This window comes from Hyphomicrobium sp. B1, from assembly GCF_049532635.1.
Lineage (GTDB): Bacteria > Pseudomonadota > Alphaproteobacteria > Rhizobiales > Hyphomicrobiaceae > Hyphomicrobium_B.
Map to the genome: position 1 here is coordinate 3884867 of NZ_CP134871.1, position 20635 is coordinate 3905501.

The window sequence follows — 20635 nt, forward strand, 5'->3', positions numbered from 1 at the left end:
TCTGTCAATCACGTTTTGTTCTCATTGTGGAGTCCCCGCGCCGAATTTTCTCACTCTTGCGCACATGTTTCCTTAGGGACAGCGCGTCGCGGCCTCTCGCGGCACTCTCCTGGCAACCCAAGCCGAAGGAGACAGCCCGTGTCCAAGTTGCTCGCAGTTCTGATTTCCATCGCCGTCGTCGCCGCGTCGTTCACATCAGCCGCCGAAGCCGGCCCCGGCCGCCGCCTCGGATTCTTTCTTGGCGGCATGGCGGCCGCCAGCATGCTCGCGCACGCCGCCGAAGAGCGCCGTCGTGAGGAAGCCTACGAGAGAATGCGCGCCCGCCGGGAAATCGCCGCCCGCGAACGTGCCCGCCAGCGCGCCATCGCCGCCGCGGCCGCCAAACGCGAGCGCGCCCGCCAGATCGCTCTGCAGAAACAGAAAGCGGCCCAGATCGCCGCTGCCGAGACTGCATCCCAATCCACGACGAGCGACGACAAGCCCGCGCTCAAAAAGGGCGACCGGCTGACCTCGGGCGACAGTACGCCTGCATCCACAACGGCCGACAGCTCAGCGCAGACAACGACAGTTGAAAAGACCCCGTCGAACGCTATCGAAACGTCATCGGCGACACCGAGCGCTCCGGCCGCCACGACCGTCACCTGCCGCAAATATTCGGCAGCTGCCGATAGTGTGATCGAGGCGCCCTGCCAGTAATTCTCATTCGCCCTTCACTCAAAAAACGCGGCTCGCCGTCCTTCGGCCGGGCCGCGTTTTTATGTTCAACACCCCAGCACGATTTGCAGACGTGTTCCGTCCGAAACAGCGGGAAAAATCGCGCTACTCCAAGATGCCTCCATCGCAAATTCGTGGGAGGCACCCATGCTCAAGATCTCGACCCTCATCGCCGTTCTGGTCGTCGCCAGCACCGTCGCATCGAACGCGGAAGCACACGGCATGGGCTCGTTCTACGCAAGCCCGTTCTTCCGCAACCAGGGCCGCCAGCCGGCCCAGCCCTGCGAGAAGGACAAGCGCCGCAATCTCGAAGAAGCCTTTGCGAGAGCGCGTGAAAAGCGGCTCGCCGAATTACGCGCCGAACGCGCACAGGCTGCGGCCCTTGCCTCAAAACGCGCCCGTCTCGCCGCAATCGCCCAGAAGAAAGCCGCGGCTCAAAAACAAGCTGCAAAGATTGCAGCCGCGCGAACCCAAACAATCGCCCAGCAAACGGCATCGACGGGCACCACAAACATCGCCAAGAAAAGCGATCTGCTGCCTGTCTCGACGGCCTCAAACGCAACCGCGACCGCAACGAAAACAGCAGCAGCCGCATCGCAAGTCTGCCGCCGCTATTCCGCCGCCACCGACAGCGTCATCGAAATTCCCTGCGACTAGCGCGTGCGATTGCCCCCCATCGCATCGCGACCGTGAGACGCGCCATAACCAGAACTTATGGCGCGTCTCTGGCCACTCTGGTTTAAGCCCACCCCGTGCGTCGGCTTCGGCGCTCAATTGATAACCGAGCACAAGGTGGTGACATATGAGCATTGCATCGCGCCCGTCGGGGCGTTTTGGCATTCGCGTCGGCGAAGCCCTCGTCGCAGGCGGCCCTCCGGGAACGGCAGCGGAACCCGAAGTCGCGATCGGCGAAATGGACGGCCCCTTCGGCACCGCCTTCGCGACGCTTCTCGGCGACCAGGTAAAGGGCCACAGCCGCGTGCTGTCGCTTCTGAACACCGACGTGATGGTGCGTCCGCCAACGCTGTGCGTCAGCAAGGTGACGGTCGACAACGAGCGCTACACCAACATTCTGATGGGCACAGTGCAATACGCGACCGCGATGGGCGTCCTCGACGCCGTACGCGCCGGCGACCTGCCGAAAGACAAAGTCGATGATCTCGGCATCATCGTTTCGGTGTGGCTGAACCCCGTCGTCTCGACGATCGACAAGCTCGATCACAAGATCCTATTCGACATCCATCGCAAGGCGACCGCGCTCGCCATTCACAAGGCGATGAACTTCAAGCCCGACATCGACTGGCTGCTCGAAAACCAGGACAAGATCATTCACAAATACTTCGAGAAGGGCCTCAAGGGCGAGGTGTGATCCAAGCCTCGCGCCGGGCGGCCGGCTCTCCGGAGGCGAGTCGTCCGGCGCAATCAAAACCTACTTCGCGAGTTCTTCCTTCACCTTCGCGGCGAGCTGCGGCAGCGAGAATGGCTTCGGCAGGAACGCGAAGTCGTCCGAGCCCATCGACTCGCGGAACGCTTCGTTTGGATAGCCGGAAACGAAGATCACCTTGATCGACGGATTGCGCTTGCGCAGCTCCTTGAAGAGCGACGGCCCATCCATCTCCGGCATGACAACGTCGGACACCACGATGTCGATCATGCCTTCGTTCTCGGCCATGATCTCCAGCGCCTCGACGCCATCGGTCGCTTCCAGCACCTGATAGCCCTGGCGCCTCAGTGCGCGAACGGCAAACTGACGAACTTCGACTTCGTCCTCGACGAGCAGCACGCGTCCGGTGCCGGTCAGGTCGGTTGCCTTGAGCTGCTTCTTCGCGGCGGCAATCGACTCCGGCATCGCGTTCGCGACTTCCTCGCCTTCTTCCACGAAATGCCGCGGCAGGAAAATTTTGAAGGCCGTGCCTTTGCCGATCTCGCTTTCCGGTTGGATGAAGCCGCCCGACTGCTTGACGATACCGTAGACAGACGCGAGTCCAAGACCCGTGCCCTTGCCGACGCCCTTCGTCGTGAAGAACGGTTCGAAGATCTTGGCCATAACTTCCGGGCTCATGCCGGTGCCGGTATCGGCCACTTCGACCAACACGTATTCGCCCGGCGTAAAGCCGACGACGTCGCGCATCTTCTGGCTTTCGCGTTCCGTGACGTTGCGCGTGTTGATCGTCAGCTTGCCGCCGTTCGGCATCGCGTCGCGCGCGTTGCGGACCAGATTGAGAATGACCTGGTAAAGCTGGTCGCTGTCGGCCCGCACGTACCACAGGTCGCGCTCGGAATGCGTCTTGAGCTCGATCTTCTCGCCGCACTGCGTTTTCAGCACCGGCAGCATGTCGGACGTCAATTCGCCGACGTTGAAGACCGAGACCCGCTGCGTCTGCTTGCGCGAGAAACCGAGCAGCCCCTTGACCAGACCAGCCGCGCGATTGGCCGCCGACTGAATGTTCTTGATGTCGCGATAAGCCGGATCGCTCGGGCGATGCGTCTGCAGCAGCAAATCCGAGAACCCGATGATCGCCGTCAGCACGTTGTTGAAGTCGTGCGCGATGCCGCCCGCAAGGTTGCCGACCGCTTCCATCTTCTGCGCTTGCGCCACGCGGCTTTCGAGCGTCTTCTGCTCGGTCGCGTCCATCACATAGAGCGCAGCAGCCGCACCGCCTTGCACCGCTGCCAGCGGCGACATGTAAAGGCGGCGCGTGAACTGTTTGTTGTCGCCCGCCGTGATCTCGATCGGCTGAATGTTGCCGCGTCCGGCGAGAACCTCCGCGAGACCCGCTTCGATCTTGTAGCGCTCATCCGCCTCCGCCGTGCGGCTCAAGGCTTCCGATGCCAGCACGTCCTGCGCCGGCTTGCCGTCGAGCACCATCTGCATGAAGGCGGTGTTGCAGTTGGCGATGCGGCCCTCCGCGTCGAGCGCTGCAATGCCGAACGGAGCCGACTGGAAGAATTGCGATGCTCTGACGTCCTGGTGACCACGCTCGACGAGCCCGGTCGTCTGCCGGTTGATCGCCGTGATCGTAAAGCCCTGCTCGGCGTTTCCAGCGACGGGCTCGACGAGGAGTGTCAGCGCCACAATGCGGCTGTCCTTGCGAGTCAAATCGAGATCGATGATGCGCTGATCGGCTTCAGGAATAGCCGCCATATGCTTCAACAGGCGCAGACCTTCGGCACCCGCAAGTTCGGCAAGCCCGAGCGATCGCGCTCTCAACGCGCCGGCCGGATAGCCAAGCCACTGCTCGAACGCGGCGTTGACATGCACGATCGCGCCCTCGCCCGAGACCCACATGAAACCGGCGGGCATGGCATCGAATGCGGCAAGCGATGCTTCGAGCCGGCCGATGCGTTCGGCCTCCTGGCTCTTCTCGTTCGTAACGTCGACGATCTGCCACGAGACGAGCCGCGATTGCCGCAAGCCACCTTCCAGCAAGCCTTCCGGACCAGCGAACGGCCGCACGGTGATCCGCGCCCAGGAAACGTTGCGATCCGACCCGAGCCGCAACCGCACATCTTCCGATCTCGGCTCGCCGCGCTCGGCCGCCTTCGTCAGGCGGAAGAACGCTTGCGTGCCCTCCGAGTCGCCTGCAAGCGACGCTTCGAGAGCTGAGAATGGCCCCGCCTCGTGCTGGCCCAGAACTTTATCCACAGCCGCGTTGGCGTACAAAATCGTGCCGTCATCCTCGGCGATGATCTGCGGCTCATTGTCGGAATCCAGAGACGCCTTGAGAAGATCCCCCGGCACGACGCGAGCACCAAAGCGCAGATGCCCGGCAGCAATCGCAAAGAGCATAAAGGCGCCGAACATGGCGAGCAGCGCGATAACGGTCAAAAGCAAAGGCTCGCCGGATCCGCTCGCGAGCAGCCCGAACAAAACTGCGCCGCCCGCAGCCGCGATTATGATCATGGGGAGGAGGCCGCCGAACCCTTCCGCTGAGTTCAGCGGATCGATCGGGGCGGCATCGATCCTCAACGCCTCGCGATCCTTCATGGGCCGAGAATCTAGCTGATTCTCGAAAATCGAAGCGGGGGATTGGGGCATGGATGTGGAACTCAAACGCAACTGCAACTGTGCCGCAACGGTGCGGCGAGACTCGATTGGATAAGACTTCGCTTAAGAGAGTTAACATGCAGTCAACTCGAAGCTATCGATTGGTTGACGTGCGAGAGTTATCGGCACAGCCGGCAAGTCCGGCCGCGGGGAAAACATGGAAAGCTATTTCTTCTGGACCTTCATGCTGGCCGTACTGGCAGTCCTGAGTGCCGGCGCCGTCGTATTCGTGCGGGCCTATTTGACCGGCACGTCACCGTCCGCCCTTCTTTTTAAGCCCAAGGGCGAGCGTCGCCTCGAAGTCATCGACCACGCCAGCATCGATAGCCGCCGAAAACTGATCCTCATCAGACGCGACGACGTCGAGCACCTGCTGCTGACGGGCGGCCCGGTCGATGTCGTGGTCGAAACGGGAATAAAGGCGACCGCCGCGCGCCCAGTCCCTGTAGTGCAGAACGAAGTCCCGCCGCCCGTCCGCCGCGCGCCGGTGTTCGGTCACGGCCCCGAGGTAGCGCCTGCCCTCGTCCCGCGCGAGCGTAACGTTTAAAAGCGCTGCGTTCAGCTCACGTACAAAAACAAATTGGGACGCTTGCGAGGTTGACCGAGCAAGGCCGCAATGCCTAGCGTTCGACGTCGCCGAAATCGGCCAATGTCAGCTTGCTGAGATCGAGTTGCCGCGTCGCGCTGGCAACCTCAGCCGAAGGCCGTAGCAAACGGCGGCGTTGCGCCGCCGCGACAGAAGCCGGTTTCGCCTGATTATACGTGAAGCCGGTGTGCACGAAGCCCGCGCGATTGAGCATCTCGGAGCTGCTCTCGCGGCTGCCAAATCCGACGGCAGCGACGGCAATACATGCCAATCCGAAAAAATGTGCTCCAACTCTCACGACGGGACCCTCGTCAGCGACGCCGATAGGCGAACGCACGAGAGTGTCGGAGCAAAATCTTAAGAAGCAATGAAGGGCTGTCCCGGAACGCGCCTAAGGCAACGCATCCCGGAAAGCCAAAGCGTGTCTTATTCCTCGCGATAGACGCGTTCGCGACGCTCGTGACGCTCCTGCGCTTCGACCGACAGGGTTGCGATGGGTCGGGCATCGAGCCGCTTCAGACCGATCGGCTCGCCGGTGTCTTCGCAGTATCCGTAGGAGCCGTCTTCGATCCGGCCCAGCGCCGCGTCGATCTTGGCAATCAACTTGCGCTGACGGTCACGCGTTCTCAGCTCCGTCGCGCGGTCAGTTTCGGACGTCGCACGATCGGCGAGATCGGCATGTTGCGCAGAATCTTCGTGCAGGATCGCCAGCGTCTCACGCGTCTGGCGCAGGATCTCATCCTTCCAATCCAGAAGACGCTTGCGGAAATAAGCCTTGTGCATGTCGTTCATGAAAGGCTCGTTTTCCGAAGGCTTATAATCCGGCGGAAGAACGATATCTGCAATCTTTACGCGGGCAGCCATCTTCTTAATCGTACCCTCTGACTTTTTCGACGCTGTCGACTTTGCAACAGCCAATGTTCGCGCCGGTACTTTCGCCGGAGTAGCTTTCTGCGGCAGTACCTTGCCAACGGCCGCCTTATGAACGATCTGGCCGATCTTCCCCGTCGCGGCTTTCGTCGGCGTACCCTTTGTAGCGGTCTTTGCCACCTTAATTTTTGCTGCAGCCGGCTTTGCGGCCTTGGCAGGCGTGGACACGCCGGCTGGGGAAGCCTTGTTCTTGGCCCCATTCTTGGGCGGCCCGCTGCTCTTGGCGGCGGATTTCTTTGCGGCCGCTTTCGACTTCGCGGCCCTCGTTCCGATTGCCTTGCTCATCGTCCGCCTCTCCAGAGGCTGTGCGTTCGCTCGAGCCGATCATCCTCCGCCGAAGGTCTGACCTGAGTCGGCCTCATCCGGCCGACCCTTATCTATGCGCGAAGGCCTCCGAGTCAAGCACGAGACGAAGCCTTGATAAATTTTGATATGTCCGACTTTTTCAAGTAAAAACATATTGTTACGTCACATCAGTAGACGCCCGACTGTCACCCGCTCCCCACAGTCCGATGCCGAGGAGCGCGCTTCGGTCACCTTGCCCGCGCGCCCGAACCCCGCCAAGACAGGATCATGAACTTCGAAGGCACCTCCGCATACGTCGCAACGCCCGACCTCAAGGTCGCCGTCAACGCCGCCATCCGTCTCGAACGGCCCCTCCTCATCAAGGGCGAACCGGGGACGGGCAAATCGGTGCTCGCCGCCGAAGTCGCGCAGGCGCTCGATGCGCCGCTGATCGAGTGGCACATCAAATCGACAACGAAAGCCCAGCAGGGCCTTTACGAATACGACGCTGTTTCGCGCCTGCGCGATGGTCAGCTCGGTGACGAACGCGTCAAGGACATCGCCAACTACATCAAGCGCGGCAAGCTCTGGGACGCGTTCGCTGCGCCGAAGCGGTCCGTGCTGCTGATTGATGAAATCGACAAGGCCGATATCGAGTTCCCTAACGATCTCCTGCAGGAACTCGATCGCATGGAGTTCTTCGTCTACGAGACGGGCCAAACGGTGAAGGCTGAAACCCGCCCGGTCGTGCTCATCACGTCGAACAACGAGAAAGAGCTGCCCGACGCCTTCCTGCGCCGCTGCTTCTTCCACTTCATCAAATTCCCCGACGCCGATACCATGCGCCAGATCGTGGAGGTGCATTTTCCGGGGCTGAAAAACCAACTCGTCAACGATGCGCTACGCGTTTTCTACGAACTGCGCGACGTCCCGGGCCTGAAGAAAAAGCCGTCGACGTCGGAGCTTCTCGACTGGCTGAAGTTGCTTCTGCACGAGGACATTGACCCGTCCCTGCTGCGCGAAAGCGATCCTAGAAAGCTCGTGCCGCCTCTGGCCGGAGCGCTGATAAAGAACGAGCAAGACGCGCACCTGCTCGAACGTCTGGCGTTCATGCCCCGCCGCCGCGGCGAATAACTCCCAATGATCAGAAATTTTTCGGCCATCGCAGCGGTGAACACATAGCGGACAGTGTTTCGTGCAACCCTGACGCGCTCCGGCTAACCATGAACCACGATCACGGAGCAACATGAACGGACGATAGTTGGAAAAAGCAGTGTATCTGCTGCACAAATCGCGCGGGACAAATTGCAACCGCCGCTTTCTTTCACCCCACGGCCTGTATGCTAACACTTCGCATTAGGCCGCCTAGCCTAGGAAAGTCTCGCGACGCGCGTATTTGTCGCGAATGGTAACCACCATTGAGCACCGGACTGGCAATATAGCTTCCGGCGCGGCAACTGATTAACGTCGGCGCCTTAGAATTGCAGCGCGTCTTCCGATCCGGCGGTTTGGGATAACGCGAAGATCCCTATATCTGCCCGACGGCAGCAGCAAGCCGCCAGACCATCTGCAGGACCTTGGACCATCCCATGTGTGGCATTTTCGGAATTATCGACCTCAAGAGCCGACGCTCGGTACCGCTATCGGTATTGAAGCGCGCCGCCGATGCCATGCTGCATCGTGGCCCGGACGAAGACGGTTATCTTCAGCGCCCCGGCTTCGGGTTCGCCTCGCGCCGCTTGAGCATCGTCGGCCTCGCCGACGGCCAGCAGCCTGTCTTCAACGAAGACAAATCCATCGCTGCCGTCTTCAACGGCGAAATCTTCGACCATGATGATTGGCGCCAGCAGCTTCGCAGTCTCGGCCACACGCTGACGACCCACTGCGATACCGAACTCTTCCCGCACATGTGGGAGCAGTACGGTGAGGACATGTTCGAGAAGTTCAACGGCCAGTTCGCCGTCGCGCTGTTCGACGAGCGAAAGCAGAAGTTTATTCTTGCCCGCGATCGTTTCGGTATTTGCCCACTCTATTGGACACGCACGACGCGCTTCGGCACCGATTGGCTTGTCTTCGGTTCCGAAATCAAAACAATTCTTGCCACCGGCCTCGTCGAGCCGAGGCCCGACCCGCGCGGGATCGATGCCCTTTTCAACTATCTCGCCATCCCGGGACCGGCGAGCTGCTTCGAAGGCATCAACATACTGCCGCCGGGAAAGTTCCTGACAATTTCGCGCGGCCGCGTCGGCGAAGAGTCGACGATTGATGAGCGCACCTACTGGCGGATGGACTTCCCCGACATGGGGAAAGAAACGCGTTTTGCCGATGAGGAAAAGCTCGTCAACGATTTCGAACGCGTCCTCTACGATGCGGTCAAGCGCCGTCTCCGTGCCGATGTTCCGGTCGCCTCGTATCTTTCAGGCGGCGTCGACTCGAGCACTGTCGTCGCGATGGCGAAAGACATTCTCGGCGCCGCACCTACGACGTTCACCGTCAAGATCCGCGACCCGAAGCTCGACGAAACCGAACAAGCCGCCATCATCTCGAAACATCTCTCCGCCGATCCTTACGTCGTCGCCTGCGGATCGGAAGAGATCGTCTCGAACTATCAGCGCCTGCTCGTCGCGACCGAAGCACCGGTCACCGATACGTCGTGCACCGCCCTGATGATGCTCGCAGCGAAAGTGAAAGACACCGGCTTCAAGGTCGCGCTGACGGGCGAGGGCTCCGACGAATGGCTCGCGGGTTACCCGTGGTATAAATTCCAGCGCATCATCGAGATGATGGGCAGCGTTTCGGGTGGCAAACTTCCTCCGAAGATGACGCGTTATTTTCATCGTTGGCTCGGCTGCGACGACGATGCTGTCGCCTACCTCGACAAGTGCGCCGAGAGCGCCGGCGGCATGCACGCGTTCCAGCGCTTCTACGATCTTCTCGGAGCATCGCGTTTCCGCTTCTACAGCCCCGGAATGATGTCCGGTCTCAGCAGCCACGACCCGTATTTGTCGATTGATCCGGACGCCGGCCGCTCGGCCAAATGGCACCCCGTTAATCGCAGTGTGTACTGGGCGGGTAAGATCCATCTTCCCGGCCAGCTCCTGAGCCTCAAGGGCGACCGCATCGCGATGAGCCAGTCGGTCGAAATGCGCTATCCGTTCCTCGACAATAACGTCTTCGACTTCCTTGCGGGCATCGATCCGAAATGGAAGCTCAAAGGCCTGACGGAGAAATATCTGCTCCGCCGCGTCGCCGAGAAGTGGTTGCCGAAGTCCGTCGCATGGCGGCCGAAGGGCATGTTCCGCGCCCCGCTCGATGGCTTCTTCCTCGAACAGCGCCTGCCCTACGTCGATGAGCTGCTCAGCGATGAGTCGATCAAGAAGGCCGGATACTTCGATCCGAAAGCCGTCGCGAAGTGGCGCAACGAATACAAGGATCTCTCCTGGTGGGGCTACCAGCGTCAGTCAGGTGAGCTCGGGCTCGTCGCCGTTCTCGCGACTCAGCTTTGGCATCACACCTATATCGACCCGACGCTCGCCAACCTTCCCGACTGGCGCTCGATCGCGGGCGTACCCTCGGAATGGAGCGATCTGGATTTCGCCGAGATGAGCGGAGTTGAAGAAAGCGTCGCGTGAAGCGGCGGTCGCTCCGCCTCTTCCACCGTGGGCCTCAGTCAAATTAGTTACGCGGCGTTGTTTGCCGCGTAACCCTTCATAAACAGTGCCACGCCAGACGCGACGTTCTTCTCGACTTCCTCGATCGCCGGCGGTTCTTTCAGCACGCCGTACAGCCGCGCCTTGAACAGCGAACCTGGGATCACTTCAAGAAGCTGCGCCGCAGCAAGCCGCGTGTCAGGAATGTCCAGATGACCGGCTTTGACGTGATGATCGAAGTAATCTGCCAACGCTCCGATGACGCGCACCGGACCGGCCTCATAGAATTCCGATCCAATTTCCGGCATCCGTTCCGCCACGCCGATCACGATACGGTGTGCGGCGACGACAAACGGCTGAGACATCGTCGTCAGAATTTCCACGCCAAATCGGTGCAGCACGGCGACGATCGGTAGATTGACGTCAAGCAGAGCAATCTTCTCCGCGATCTTGCGATCACGTTGCTCCGCGCAAATCGCGGTGAAGAGGTGTTCCTTGTCCTGGAAATAGACGTACAGCGTCGCCTTTGACACCTTCGCCTCGCGCGCAACGTCGCTCATGCTCGTCGCATCGAACCCGAGTTCCGAAAAGATCCGCCCCGCGCCCTCCAGAATCTGCCGACGCTTCGCCGGATCGGTTCCCGCTGCAGGACGGCCGCCGCGCCGTTCCTCTTTCCGTTCTGACCCTGTGAACTGAGAGCCTTCCATCGCCATCACCCCTGCTCAAACCGAACCGCAAGTTCAGTAAATTTATATTAACAAACGAACCAAACGGTTCGGTTTGTCCTTGCTATCCACTTTTGAACGCTGTATGTCAAGTGCAAAGTGAACCATACGGTTCAGTATAATGGCAATTGCTCCTGGAACGAGGCGGGCGTTATGGGCAGGAATAATTTGAACAGCGTTTTGACCATTCAGCGTGAGTTTCCCGAACACGCGGAGTCCACGACAACCGTTGACGAGCAGAGTCAAACACCAGTGCCTAGCGTTCAGAACCGGACCGCGCCGAAACCGGCGATCGCAGAAAAATCCGAGCAGACGCCATTCGAGCGTTCCGCCGAAGCACCTGCCGCTCGCGAGAAAGGCTCTGAGGCCCCGGCCAAAGGCGCAGCACCGACCAAAAGCTCGCGCCGCAAGCCAATCTTCATGGGGCTAGGCGCGGTTGCTCTGCTGGCCGCTGCCTACTTCGCATATCAATACATCACCGTCGGTCGTTTCATGATCTCGACCGACGACGCCTACGTCGGCGCCTACATGTCGATCATTTCGCCGAAGGTCTCCGCCATCGTTACCGAAGTCCCCGTCGTCGACAACGAGGCGGTGAAGGAAGGCCAAGTGCTCGTCCACCTCGATGAAGGTGACTATCAGCTTGCCCTCGATCAGGCGCAATCGAAGCTCGCCACACAGATGGCTGTCATTAAGACTTTCGACGCACAGATCAAAGCAGCCGAAGCCAACGCCGCGCAAGAGCGCGCCCAGCTCGACGCCGCGAAAGCCAACGTCATCAAGACCAAGGCAGACTATGAGCGCACTCAGGCCCTGACCGCCAAGGACTACGCAACGCAAGCCGCACTCGACGCCGCTATCGCATCGCGCGATTCGGCTATCGCACAGGTGAAGGCGAACGAAGCTGCGATCCAGTCGGCGGATGCCAACGTGGCTCTGCTGCACGCCCAGCGCATACAAGCAGAAAAGACGGCGAAAGAACTTCAGGTCGCAGTCGATCAGGCCAAGCGCGATCTCTCGTTCACCACCATCCGCGCCCCGTTTGACGGCGTCATCGGCAATCGCGGCGGCGTACAGGTCGGCGACTACGTCACGCCCGGCAAGCGGCTGATGGCCGTCGTGCCTCTCGACAAGGTCTTCGTTGACGCGAACTACAAAGAAACCCAGTTGCCGCCGATCGCGGCCGGCCAGACGGCGACGATCTCCGTTGATGCGCTCGATGGCGAAGACTTGAAGGGCACGGTGCAAAGCGTATCGCCCGCATCAGGATCACAGTTCTCCCTGCTCCCCCCGGAGAACGCGACGGGTAACTTCACGAAGATCGTGCAGCGCGTGCCAGTCCGCATCGCGATCCCTGCCTCCGAAGCGAGAGGCAGATTGCGCCCCGGCCTCTCGGTCGTCGTCAGCATCGATACGCGCACGACGCCCAAGACCGAAAAGACGGCGCAGAAATAGCGCCGTCCGCAAACCTATTCGGAAACAATCCGGCAATCGCTCATGACCGACGCAACAACATTTGCGGATGAACCGCAGAAGCTTGAATGGATCGGCGTCACACCGCGCCAGCTCGCCGGCTTCATCGCCATGGTCTTCGGCATGTTCATGGCGATCCTCGACATTCAGATCGTGTCGGCGTCGCTGCAGGAAATCCAGGCAGGCATCTCTGCGAGTTCCGACGAAATCCCGTGGGTTCAGACGTCGTATCTGATCGCCGAAGTCGTGATGATCCCGCTGTCGGGCTTCCTCGGCCGGGTGTTCTCGACGCGTGCGCTGTTTTTCTCAGCGGCCGTCGGCTTCACGGCCGCAAGCGCGCTATGCGCCACCGCGACGAGCATCAACGAGATGATCGTCTACCGCGCTATTCAAGGCTTCATCGGTGGCGGCATGATCCCCAGCGTCTTCGCCGTCGCGTTCTCGCTCTTTCCGCGCTCGAAGCAGAACATCGTCTCACCGATCATCGGCCTCGTCGCCACGCTCGCGCCGACCATCGGCCCGACCGTGGGCGGGTACCTGACGGACACCTATTCCTGGCACTGGCTGTTCCTGATCAACGTCGTGCCCGGCATCATGGTCGCGACGGCGGTGTTCTTCCTCGTCGATTTCGACAAGCCGAATTACGCCCTGCTCAATCACTTCGATTTCATGGGTCTGCTCGGCATGGCTATGTTCTTGGGCTCGCTCGAATACGTGCTCGAAGAAGGCCCGCGCTACGATTGGCTCGACGACCAGACCATCGCGACGTTCGCCGTGCTGACTATCGTAGGCGCCGTCATCTTCTTTCTGCGCGCCGCCTTCGCGAAAGAACCAATCGTCCAGCTCCGCGCATTCAAAGACCGGAACTTCGCATTCGGCTCGGCCTTCAGCTTCACGATGGGCATCGGCCTCTACGGTTTGACCTACGTCTATCCGGTCTACCTCGGACAGGTGCGCGGCTACGACTCCCTGATGATCGGCCAGACGATGTTCGTCACCGGCGTCGCGATGTTCTTGACCGCGCCGATCAGTGGCCGTCTCGCCGGCATTCTCGATCCGCGCGTCATGATGTTCACCGGCTTCATGGGTTTCGCGCTCGGCACCTATATCGCGTCCTACATCACCCCAGATTGGGATTTCTGGGAGCTTCTCGTTCCGCAGATCCTGCGCGGTTCGTCGCTGATGCTGTGCATGATTCCGATTACGAACCTGTCGCTCGGAACGCTCCCCCCGGAGCAGATCAAGAATGCTTCCGGCCTTTTCAATCTCACGCGCAACCTCGGCGGCGCTGTCGGCCTCGCGATGATCAACACGCTGCTGAACAAGCGGCTCGACTTGCATCTCGCACGTTTGCACGAACAGGTCGCCTGGGGGCATCAGGCCGCCGAAGAACAATTGGCGATGATGCAGCAGAGCTTTTCACAGGCCATGCATTCGGACGGCGACATGGCAGCATTGAAAAAGCTGGCGATGATCGTCCGCAATCAAGCGAACGTGCTGTCGTTCGCCGATCTCTTCCTCGCGCTGACGGTGCTGTTCGTCACGGCCGGGTTCTTCACGCTCCTGATGCGCAAGCCCACTCCCGTCCCTGCTGGTGCCGGTGGCCACTAAACGGCGACGCAAATCGTTCATAAATTTCACGTCGCAAGTTACGAGACGTTTAGCAAGATCGAACATTCGCCCCCTTGCCTTTGGGGCCAATCTACTGCATTGCAACAGGGCCTGAAGAATACTCGAGGTCTCAGAACCTCTCCGTCTCCATAGCCACCCCAAGCTTGGTAGATAGAAGACATGGCCCAGCCCAACGGTAGCGCGGCAAAGAGCACTGAAAAGACCGTGCTCGTATTACAAGGCGGCGGCGCCCTCGGCGCTTATCAGGGCGGAGCATTCGAAGCGCTATGTGCCGCCGGACTCGAGCCCGACTGGGTCGCTGGCATTTCGATCGGCGCCATCAACTCTGCGATTATCGCAGGAAATCCTCCTGAACGCCGCGTGAAGCGGCTTCGTGAATTCTGGGACCGGGTTTCGAGCCATCTTCTGCTGCCACCCCTCGCAACCGACAACGCCTCGCGCAAGATCTTCAACGAGACCGCCGCCGCGCTCGTTGCATCGACCGGTGCGCCGGGCTTCTTTGATCCGCGCTATCCGCCCGCTGTCATCATGCCGCCCGGCACGGTGCAGGCGATCAGCATCTACGACACCAGCCCGCTGAAGAAAACGCTTCTCGAACTTGTCGACTTCGACCTGCTGAACTCAGGAAAAATGCGCATCAGCGTCGGTGCGGTCGAGGTCGCAACCGGAAATCAGGTCTATTTCGACAGCGCCACCACGAAAATCATTCCCGAGCACATCATGGCGAGCGGCGCGCTGCCGCCAGGATTCCCGCCCGTCTCTATTGACGGCACGCTCTATTGGGACGGCGGCATCGTCTCGAACACGCCTCTGCAATACGTTCTCGACGGCAGCCTCCCGCGCTCCGACATGTGCATTTTCCAGGTCGATCTATTCAGCGCCCAGGGTACCGTCCCCGATACGCTCTTTGACGTTCAGACCCGCGAAAAGGAAATCCGCTATTCGAGCCGGACACGTTTGAACACTGACTATTCGAAGCTTCTGCAAGAGCTGCGACGCGCCGTACGGCGTCTCGATGGCGTTCTGCCAGACGACATCAAATCGACGTTCGACTGGAAGCTTTTGACGCGCCACAGCTGCAACGCCGCGATCACCATCGTCCATCTCATTCATCGCCGCGCCGTCTATTCCACGCAGTCGAACGACTACGAGTTCTCGCGCTACACCGTGAACGAGCATTGGCGCGCCGGCATCGACGACGTCGAGCGCACGCTCAGCAACCCCGCTTGGATCAATCGGGAAAAACCCGAAGACGGCGTGATGGTGCTCGATCTTACGAAAGAACTCAGCCCGCCACCGCCTTCGGAGACACACAGATGAAAATTGCGGACGTCAAGAAACGCGCCTTTGCGATGCCTTTGACAAGTCCTGCCTTCCCCCCCGGCCCCTATCGTTTCATCAATCGCGAATATCTCATCATCACCTACCGCACCGACCGCGAAGCCCTCGAAAAGGTCGTGCCCGAGCCCCTCACCTTCGACGAACCCATCGTTAAATACGAATTCATCCGCATGCCGGACTCGACCGGCTTCGGCGACTACACCGAATCCGGCCAGGTCATTCCGGTCAAATTCAACGGCGTCGAAGGCGGCTATACGCACGCCATGTTCCTGAACGACGGCCCCCCGATCTATGGCGGCCGCGAGCTGTGGGGCTTCCCGAAGAAATTCGCCAAGCCCACGCTCGGCCCCGACATCGACACGCTCGTCGGCACGCTCGACTACGGCAGCGTTCGCATCGCGACGGGTACGATGGGCTTCAAGCACAAAGCGCTCGATCCCGCCGCCGTCGCCAAATCGCTCGCCGTGCCGAACTATCTTCTGAAAATCATTCCGCACGTCGACGGCAGTCCTCGCATTCTCGAACTCGTCGATTACCGCCTCGAAGACGTGACCATCAAAGGCGCATGGAGCGGCCCCGGCGCGCTCGATCTGCGCCCCCACGCCCTCGCGCCGATTGCGGACCTGCCTGTGCGCGAAATCATATCCGCGACACACATCCTCGCCGACCTGACCCTCGGCCTTGGCAAGGTCGTCTACGACTACCTCGAAGAGAAATAAGGAGACGCCCCCAATGAAACTTGACGGCAAAGTCGCGCTCATCACGGGCGCCGCAAGCGGCATCGGCCATCAGATCGCCCGGCGTTACGTCGAAGCGGGCGGCCGCGTCGCCATCGCCGACTTGAACCTCGATGCTGCCACTGCCGCCGCGAAGGAACTCGGCGGCGAGAAGGAAGCCATCGCCGTCGCCATGGACGTCTCGAACGAAGATCAGGTGAACGCCGGCGCCGAGAAAACGGCGAAAGCCTTCGGCACTATCGACATTCTCGTCTCGAACGCCGGCATCCAGATCGTGCACCCGATCGAGGAATTCCCGTTCGCCGATTGGAAGAAGATCATGGCCATCCACGTCGATGGCGCGTTCCTCACGACTAAAGCCTGCGTGAAATACATGTATCCGCAGAAGTCCGGCGCGCTGATCTACATGGGCTCGGTCCACAGCCATGAGGCCTCGCCCTTGAAGTCGGCCTACGTTGCGGCCAAGCACGCCATCCTCGGCCTCGGCCGCGTCATGGCAAAAGAAGGCGCGCAGCACGGCGTCCGCTCGAACGTCATCTGCCCCGGCTTCGTGCGCACGCCGCTCGTCGACAAGCAGATCCCGCAGCAGGCGCATGAGCTTGGCATCACGGAAGAACGTGTCATCAAGGAAGTGATGCTCGGCGAAACCGTCGACAAGGAATTCACGATGGTGACTGACATCGCTGAGGTTGCCCTCTTCCTCGCCGCCTTCAAGACCAACGCCATGACCGGCGAAAGCATCATCGTCAGCCACGGCTGGCACATGAACTGACCCGACGAAAAAACGCACAATGACGTCATCCCGGCGCAGGCCGGGATCCAGACATTCCGCAACATTGCATGTGTGGATTGTTGTCTGGGTGCCGACCTCCGTCGGCATGACTGTCTTGTGCTACTCCCCTGGCGCGGCCTGGGGTAGATGACGCCGGACGTGCTGACCGTGTTTGGGGTCGGTTACCACCGAAATCACCCAGAACACCATCCCGCCGACGGCAAGCACCGCGCCGACCCAGCCGGTCGAACTCCAGCCGTACCCGTACGAGATCGCCAACCCTCCAAGCCACGGCCCGATCGCATTCGCCGTGTTGAACGCACTGTGATTGAGCGATGCCGCAAGCGTCTGAGCATCGTCGGCGACATCCATCAGCCGCGTCTGCAGCGGAACGCCGAGCGCACCGCCGCAGCCGATCATAAACACGACGAACGAAACGGCGTAGATATTCCCCGTGGCGAACGGAAAGACCGCCAGCCAGAACGCACTCCACACCAGCAGGCCACCCGCCGTCGCCATCAGCGCTCTGTCTGCGAGCCACGCGGCGACGAACGTCCCGATCGTCATACCAAGCCCGAAGACCATCAGCACGATCGGCACGACGCCGGGCTCGACGTGCGTCACGTCAACCAGCGTGGTTGCCAGATACGAGTAGACTGCGAACATGCCGCCAAAGCCAATCGCACCGATCCCGAGCGTCAGCCAGACCTGCGGCCGTTTCAGCGCGCCGAGTTCTCGCATCATGCTCGCGCCCACGATCGGCTCATCGCGCGGTACGAAGATTGAGACGAGCAGCACCGTCAGCAGCGCCAACACACCGACGATCCCGAAGCCGACGCGCCATCCGAGTGCCTGCCCCATCCAGGTCGCAACCGGCACGCCGATGATCGTCGCAATCGTCAGGCCGATCAGCACGCGTGACGCCGCCTGCGCCCGCGCATTGGGCGGCACGAGCGAAGCAGCAACCAGCATCGCCACGCCGAAATAAGCGCCGTGCGGCAGGCCGCTCAGAAAGCGGAACACGACCATCATTCCGTAGTTCGGCGAAAGCGCCGTCATGACATTGAAGACGGCAAAGCAAGCCATCAGCGCCAGCAACAGTTTCCGCCGCGGCCACTTCGCCGCCAGCACCGCGATCACCGGCGCCCCGACGACAACCCCGAGCGCATAGGAACTGATCGCATGCCCAGCCATCGGCTCGGTAATGCCGAACGTGGCGGCGAAATACGGCAATAGGCTCATCGCCGCGAATTCGGTCGTCCCGATCGCAAAGCCGCCCATCGCCAGCGCGAACAGCACGAGGCGCACCTGTCCGCGCGTCAACGTCGCCGGAGCGGCATTCAAATTGTCGAATCCGTTGGCGTTTGCCTCCACGCGGAAGCCTCCCGTCTCGCTTCGCTGCATCGCGCAACGTGCGCTGCAGCAACTGGAATAACCGCGTATCTTACGGAAATCGTTCCAAGTCGAGATGTCACGCGCCCCGATTTTGCAAGTGCGAACTGTCTCACGCACATAGCTCGCGGCTCAGCGCCGATACTTCGGGCTTTTTGCGCGTGCTGCGGCCGAACGCCCCCCTTCGAGCACGCCAGGCTGTTCCCCAGGGAACAGCCGCGATGGACGGCCGGATCGACAAACGCTCACGAACCCGCCGCCGGCCCGGGCTTCTCCTGCCAAAGAGATGGAGACGGTCATGCAAACGAAGCGACCGACGTTTCTCATCCTTCTTTTCGCAATTCTATCGACGGCCGCAATCGTTCAGCCCGCGTGGGCCGATTGCCCGCCGCCGGACATTCAGCGCTCGGCCCTAGCGCCGGCATAGAAAAAGTCTGCTCATGACACTTCTACCAATCAACAAGCCTGAACTCCGCCTCGGCCTCCCGCGCTCTTCCCCAGCCCTGCCCGTCGAGATCCTGTCGATTGCCACGGCCAATCCGTCGCGGCGCTACGCTCAGGAGGATGTACTCGCCAACGCCGCCGAGGTCTTTCCGCAGTTCGCGCGCCTGAACAGCCTCTTCGCTCATACCGGCGTCGCATACCGCTACATGTGCCAGCCGATGTCCTGGTATCGCGAGCGGCATTCGTGGGAAGAACGCACCGCTGCTTATCAACGCAGTGCACTCGACCTCATGGAGCGCGTGGCTCTCGAAGCGATTTCTCGCGCCGGTCTGAAGCTTTCCGACATCGACGCCCTTGTGACCAACACGATCACGGGCCTGGCGATCCCGAGCCTCGACGCATTGCTGATGAACCGGCTGGACTTTTCTCCCGCGGTCGAACGTTTGCCGATCTTCGGTCTTGGCTGCGGCGGTGGTGTCGCCGGACTTTCGCGCGCGGCCCGCCTCGCGCAAGCCCAACCCGGCGGCAACGTCCTTTTCATCACTGTCGATCTCTGCAGCCTGTGCATCCGCCCGAACGACGCCAGCGCGACGATGTTCGTTGCCTCAGCGCTATTCGGCGATGGCGCCGCAGCGGTCGTTTTGCGCGCATCCGCCGACGGAAGTTGCGCACCCTCGGCTCGAACAGGTATGCAGCGACCCACGCTCATTGCATCCGGCGAACATCTCTGGCGCGGCACGCGCCACATCATGGGCTGGGACGTGAAAGAGGATGGTTTTGGCGTGGTGCTGAGCCCCGAACTGCCCGCGCTGATGCGCGCGAACCTCGCGCCCGTCGCGAACGCCTTCCTTGAACGCCACGACCTGAAACTCTCCGATTTCAAAGGCTATCTGTTTCATCCCGGCGGCCGGAAGGTTCTCGAAACGGCGGAAGATGTGCTGACCCTTGACCGATCCGATCTTGCTCATTCCTGGGCCGTGCTCCGCGACTTCGGCAATATGTCGTCGGCAACCGCGCTCTTCATTCTCGCTCGCGCGATCCGCCAGAACGACAAAGGCTTGCATCTTCTCGCCGCGTTCGGACCCGGCTTCTCCGCTTATTTCGCAGCGCTTGACCTCTAGCTTTTCGTTCGGAGAATTTCGTCATGATCATCGACACTCTCGGCTGGCCGCAGATCGCTGCGCTGCTTCTGCTCGCCCAGCGCGGTCTGGAAGAACTTTATTCGCAGCGAAACACCAGCCGATTACTCTCCGCCGGTGCACGCGAAATCGGCCGATCCTATTATCCCGTCGTGGCGACGACGCATTTGGCCTGGATTGCAGCTATATTCTTCCTGATTGCGCCGAACGCGGAAATCCATATCTCGCTCGCAATTCTCTACGGCATTCTGCAAATTATCCGATATTGGGTCATCGGCTCGCTTGGCCGATATTGGACCCACCGAATCATCACGCTCGACAATGCCCCCGTGGTCGACCGCGGAGCCTACCGGTTGATCCGGCACCCGAATTACGCCGTGACGATCGCCGAGACGTTCCTTTTGCCGATCGTGTTCGACCAATTGGCCTTGGGCGTCATTATCGGCGCGATCTGGTATTCTGTGCTGATTTACAAGATCGAGCTTGAGGAACAGGGCCTGGTCGATCGACGTCGGCAGTCCCGGATGGGTGGCGGCCAAACCCCTATCGCCCGGCTTAGCGCCCCGGTCCGCAGCCATCCCCGCACCGTCCGACTTTCGTGAATCAATTCTTTACTTTTGTCCTGCCGCCGGCACTAACAACTTCTGAATCTGGTAATTTGCGTAAGAACTTTATCCGCACGCGGAATTACAATCCCGCCCTTGACCTAAAATTAATCAAAAAGCCTCAGCCTGACCGCAAGTCGGGTGATAAGGGACGGGATTGTC

At 60.7% G+C, this 20635-nt stretch carries 19 protein-coding genes; 14 read left to right on the plus strand and 5 right to left on the minus strand.

Features of this window, described 5'->3' with window-relative positions:
• Positions 1–138 precede the first annotated feature (138 nt).
• From RLW55_RS18520 to RLW55_RS18530, 3 genes are all read left to right on the plus strand, one after another.
• Complete coding sequence (locus tag RLW55_RS18520; protein WP_423415025.1) at positions 139–696, plus strand: hypothetical protein; 558 nt, start codon at positions 139–141, stop codon at positions 694–696.
• A gap of 165 nt (positions 697–861) precedes the next feature.
• On the plus strand, positions 862–1371 hold the full coding sequence (locus tag RLW55_RS18525) for a hypothetical protein (RefSeq protein WP_423415026.1): 510 nt from the start codon (positions 862–864) through the stop codon (positions 1369–1371).
• 145 nt (positions 1372–1516) lie between these two features.
• Entirely contained in the window at positions 1517–2083 is a 567-nt protein-coding gene (locus RLW55_RS18530) for a formaldehyde-activating enzyme (protein ID WP_013947033.1), read from the plus strand.
• Between the two features lie 60 nt (positions 2084–2143).
• On the opposite strand, the gene RLW55_RS18535 is transcribed toward RLW55_RS18530, so the two are convergent.
• Entirely contained in the window at positions 2144–4702 is a 2559-nt protein-coding gene (locus tag RLW55_RS18535; protein WP_423415027.1) for a response regulator, read from the minus strand.
• 217 nt (positions 4703–4919) lie between these two features.
• On the opposite strand from RLW55_RS18535, the gene RLW55_RS18540 reads away from it, so the two are divergent.
• Positions 4920–5309 (plus strand): hypothetical protein, encoded by a 390-nt coding sequence (locus RLW55_RS18540; protein ID WP_409562872.1) that lies wholly within the window; start codon positions 4920–4922, stop codon positions 5307–5309.
• Between the two features lie 73 nt (positions 5310–5382).
• Here the strand turns inward: RLW55_RS18540 and RLW55_RS18545 are convergent, their stop codons facing one another.
• Positions 5383–5619 (minus strand): hypothetical protein, encoded by a 237-nt coding sequence (locus tag RLW55_RS18545; RefSeq protein ID WP_423415028.1) that lies wholly within the window; start codon positions 5617–5619, stop codon positions 5383–5385.
• 155 nt (positions 5620–5774) lie between these two features.
• Positions 5775–6212: an RNA polymerase-binding protein DksA gene (gene dksA / locus RLW55_RS18550; RefSeq protein ID WP_050976864.1), complete on the minus strand. Its 438-nt coding sequence runs from the start codon at positions 6210–6212 to the stop codon at positions 5775–5777.
• A gap of 639 nt (positions 6213–6851) precedes the next feature.
• Between dksA and RLW55_RS18555 the strand changes: the two genes are divergently transcribed.
• Both RLW55_RS18555 and asnB read left to right on the plus strand, forming a co-directional pair.
• Positions 6852–7697, plus strand: coding sequence for an AAA family ATPase (locus RLW55_RS18555; RefSeq protein WP_409562870.1), 846 nt, complete (start codon positions 6852–6854; stop codon positions 7695–7697).
• Positions 7698–8152: 455 nt separating this feature from the next.
• A complete protein-coding gene (gene asnB, locus RLW55_RS18560) occupies positions 8153–10195 on the plus strand; it encodes an asparagine synthase (glutamine-hydrolyzing) (protein WP_423415029.1) in 2043 nt (680 codons plus the stop codon).
• Between the two features lie 47 nt (positions 10196–10242).
• On the opposite strand, the gene RLW55_RS18565 is transcribed toward asnB, so the two are convergent.
• The gene (locus RLW55_RS18565) at positions 10243–10926 is read right to left on the minus strand and encodes a TetR/AcrR family transcriptional regulator (RefSeq protein ID WP_409562868.1); all 684 of its coding nucleotides are present in this window, start codon (positions 10924–10926) and stop codon (positions 10243–10245) included.
• A gap of 165 nt (positions 10927–11091) precedes the next feature.
• Between RLW55_RS18565 and RLW55_RS18570 the strand changes: the two genes are divergently transcribed.
• The 5 genes from RLW55_RS18570 to RLW55_RS18590 all read left to right on the plus strand — a co-directional run bounded on the left by RLW55_RS18570 (position 11092) and on the right by RLW55_RS18590 (position 16893).
• Entirely contained in the window at positions 11092–12393 is a 1302-nt protein-coding gene (locus RLW55_RS18570; protein WP_423415030.1) for an efflux RND transporter periplasmic adaptor subunit, read from the plus strand.
• Between the two features lie 42 nt (positions 12394–12435).
• Positions 12436–14022, plus strand: a complete 1587-nt coding sequence (locus RLW55_RS18575) for a DHA2 family efflux MFS transporter permease subunit (RefSeq protein WP_423415031.1) — start codon at positions 12436–12438, stop codon at positions 14020–14022.
• 180 nt (positions 14023–14202) lie between these two features.
• Entirely contained in the window at positions 14203–15363 is a 1161-nt protein-coding gene (locus tag RLW55_RS18580) for a DUF3734 domain-containing protein (RefSeq protein WP_409562865.1), read from the plus strand.
• A complete protein-coding gene (locus RLW55_RS18585) occupies positions 15360–16103 on the plus strand; it encodes an acetoacetate decarboxylase (protein WP_409562864.1) in 744 nt (247 codons plus the stop codon). Before RLW55_RS18580 ends, RLW55_RS18585 begins: the two co-directional genes overlap by 4 nt.
• Before the next feature lie 13 nt (positions 16104–16116).
• Entirely contained in the window at positions 16117–16893 is a 777-nt protein-coding gene (locus RLW55_RS18590; RefSeq protein ID WP_409562863.1) for a 3-hydroxybutyrate dehydrogenase, read from the plus strand.
• Positions 16894–17013: 120 nt separating this feature from the next.
• Here the strand turns inward: RLW55_RS18590 and RLW55_RS18595 are convergent, their stop codons facing one another.
• Positions 17014–18267, minus strand: coding sequence for an MFS transporter (locus RLW55_RS18595; protein ID WP_409562862.1), 1254 nt, complete (start codon positions 18265–18267; stop codon positions 17014–17016).
• A gap of 316 nt (positions 18268–18583) precedes the next feature.
• Between RLW55_RS18595 and RLW55_RS18600 the strand changes: the two genes are divergently transcribed.
• The 3 genes from RLW55_RS18600 to RLW55_RS18610 are packed head-to-tail and all read left to right on the plus strand — an operon-like array spanning position 18584 to position 20470.
• The gene (locus RLW55_RS18600; protein WP_414462212.1) at positions 18584–18712 is read left to right on the plus strand and encodes a hypothetical protein; all 129 of its coding nucleotides are present in this window, start codon (positions 18584–18586) and stop codon (positions 18710–18712) included.
• 13 nt (positions 18713–18725) lie between these two features.
• Positions 18726–19850: a type III polyketide synthase gene (locus RLW55_RS18605; RefSeq protein ID WP_423415032.1), complete on the plus strand. Its 1125-nt coding sequence runs from the start codon at positions 18726–18728 to the stop codon at positions 19848–19850.
• Positions 19851–19873: 23 nt separating this feature from the next.
• A complete protein-coding gene (locus RLW55_RS18610; RefSeq protein WP_423415033.1) occupies positions 19874–20470 on the plus strand; it encodes an isoprenylcysteine carboxyl methyltransferase family protein in 597 nt (198 codons plus the stop codon).
• Positions 20471–20635: the final 165 nt, after the last annotated feature.

Excerpts from the sequence above, each read along its gene's own strand:
- RLW55_RS18535 (WP_423415027.1), bottom strand. The coding sequence starts at position 4,702 with ATGAAGGATCGCGAGGCGTTGAGGATCGATGCCGCCCCGATCGATCCG.
- RLW55_RS18585 (WP_409562864.1), top strand. The coding sequence starts at position 15,360 with ATGAAAATTGCGGACGTCAAGAAACGCGCCTTTGCGATGCCTTTGACA.
- RLW55_RS18580 (WP_409562865.1), top strand. The coding sequence starts at position 14,203 with ATGGCCCAGCCCAACGGTAGCGCGGCAAAGAGCACTGAAAAGACCGTG.
- RLW55_RS18565 (WP_409562868.1), bottom strand. The coding sequence starts at position 10,926 with ATGGCGATGGAAGGCTCTCAGTTCACAGGGTCAGAACGGAAAGAGGAA.
- RLW55_RS18540 (WP_409562872.1), top strand. The coding sequence starts at position 4,920 with ATGGAAAGCTATTTCTTCTGGACCTTCATGCTGGCCGTACTGGCAGTC.
- RLW55_RS18525 (WP_423415026.1), top strand. The coding sequence starts at position 862 with ATGCTCAAGATCTCGACCCTCATCGCCGTTCTGGTCGTCGCCAGCACC.
- RLW55_RS18605 (WP_423415032.1), top strand. The coding sequence starts at position 18,726 with ATGACACTTCTACCAATCAACAAGCCTGAACTCCGCCTCGGCCTCCCG.
- RLW55_RS18575 (WP_423415031.1), top strand. The coding sequence starts at position 12,436 with ATGACCGACGCAACAACATTTGCGGATGAACCGCAGAAGCTTGAATGG.
- RLW55_RS18610 (WP_423415033.1), top strand. The coding sequence starts at position 19,874 with ATGATCATCGACACTCTCGGCTGGCCGCAGATCGCTGCGCTGCTTCTG.
- RLW55_RS18590 (WP_409562863.1), top strand. The coding sequence starts at position 16,117 with ATGAAACTTGACGGCAAAGTCGCGCTCATCACGGGCGCCGCAAGCGGC.
- RLW55_RS18555 (WP_409562870.1), top strand. The coding sequence starts at position 6,852 with ATGAACTTCGAAGGCACCTCCGCATACGTCGCAACGCCCGACCTCAAG.
- dksA (WP_050976864.1), bottom strand. The coding sequence starts at position 6,212 with ATGGCTGCCCGCGTAAAGATTGCAGATATCGTTCTTCCGCCGGATTAT.
- RLW55_RS18530 (WP_013947033.1), top strand. The coding sequence starts at position 1,517 with ATGAGCATTGCATCGCGCCCGTCGGGGCGTTTTGGCATTCGCGTCGGC.
- asnB (WP_423415029.1), top strand. The coding sequence starts at position 8,153 with ATGTGTGGCATTTTCGGAATTATCGACCTCAAGAGCCGACGCTCGGTA.
- RLW55_RS18600 (WP_414462212.1), top strand. The coding sequence starts at position 18,584 with ATGCAAACGAAGCGACCGACGTTTCTCATCCTTCTTTTCGCAATTCTA.
- RLW55_RS18570 (WP_423415030.1), top strand. The coding sequence starts at position 11,092 with ATGGGCAGGAATAATTTGAACAGCGTTTTGACCATTCAGCGTGAGTTT.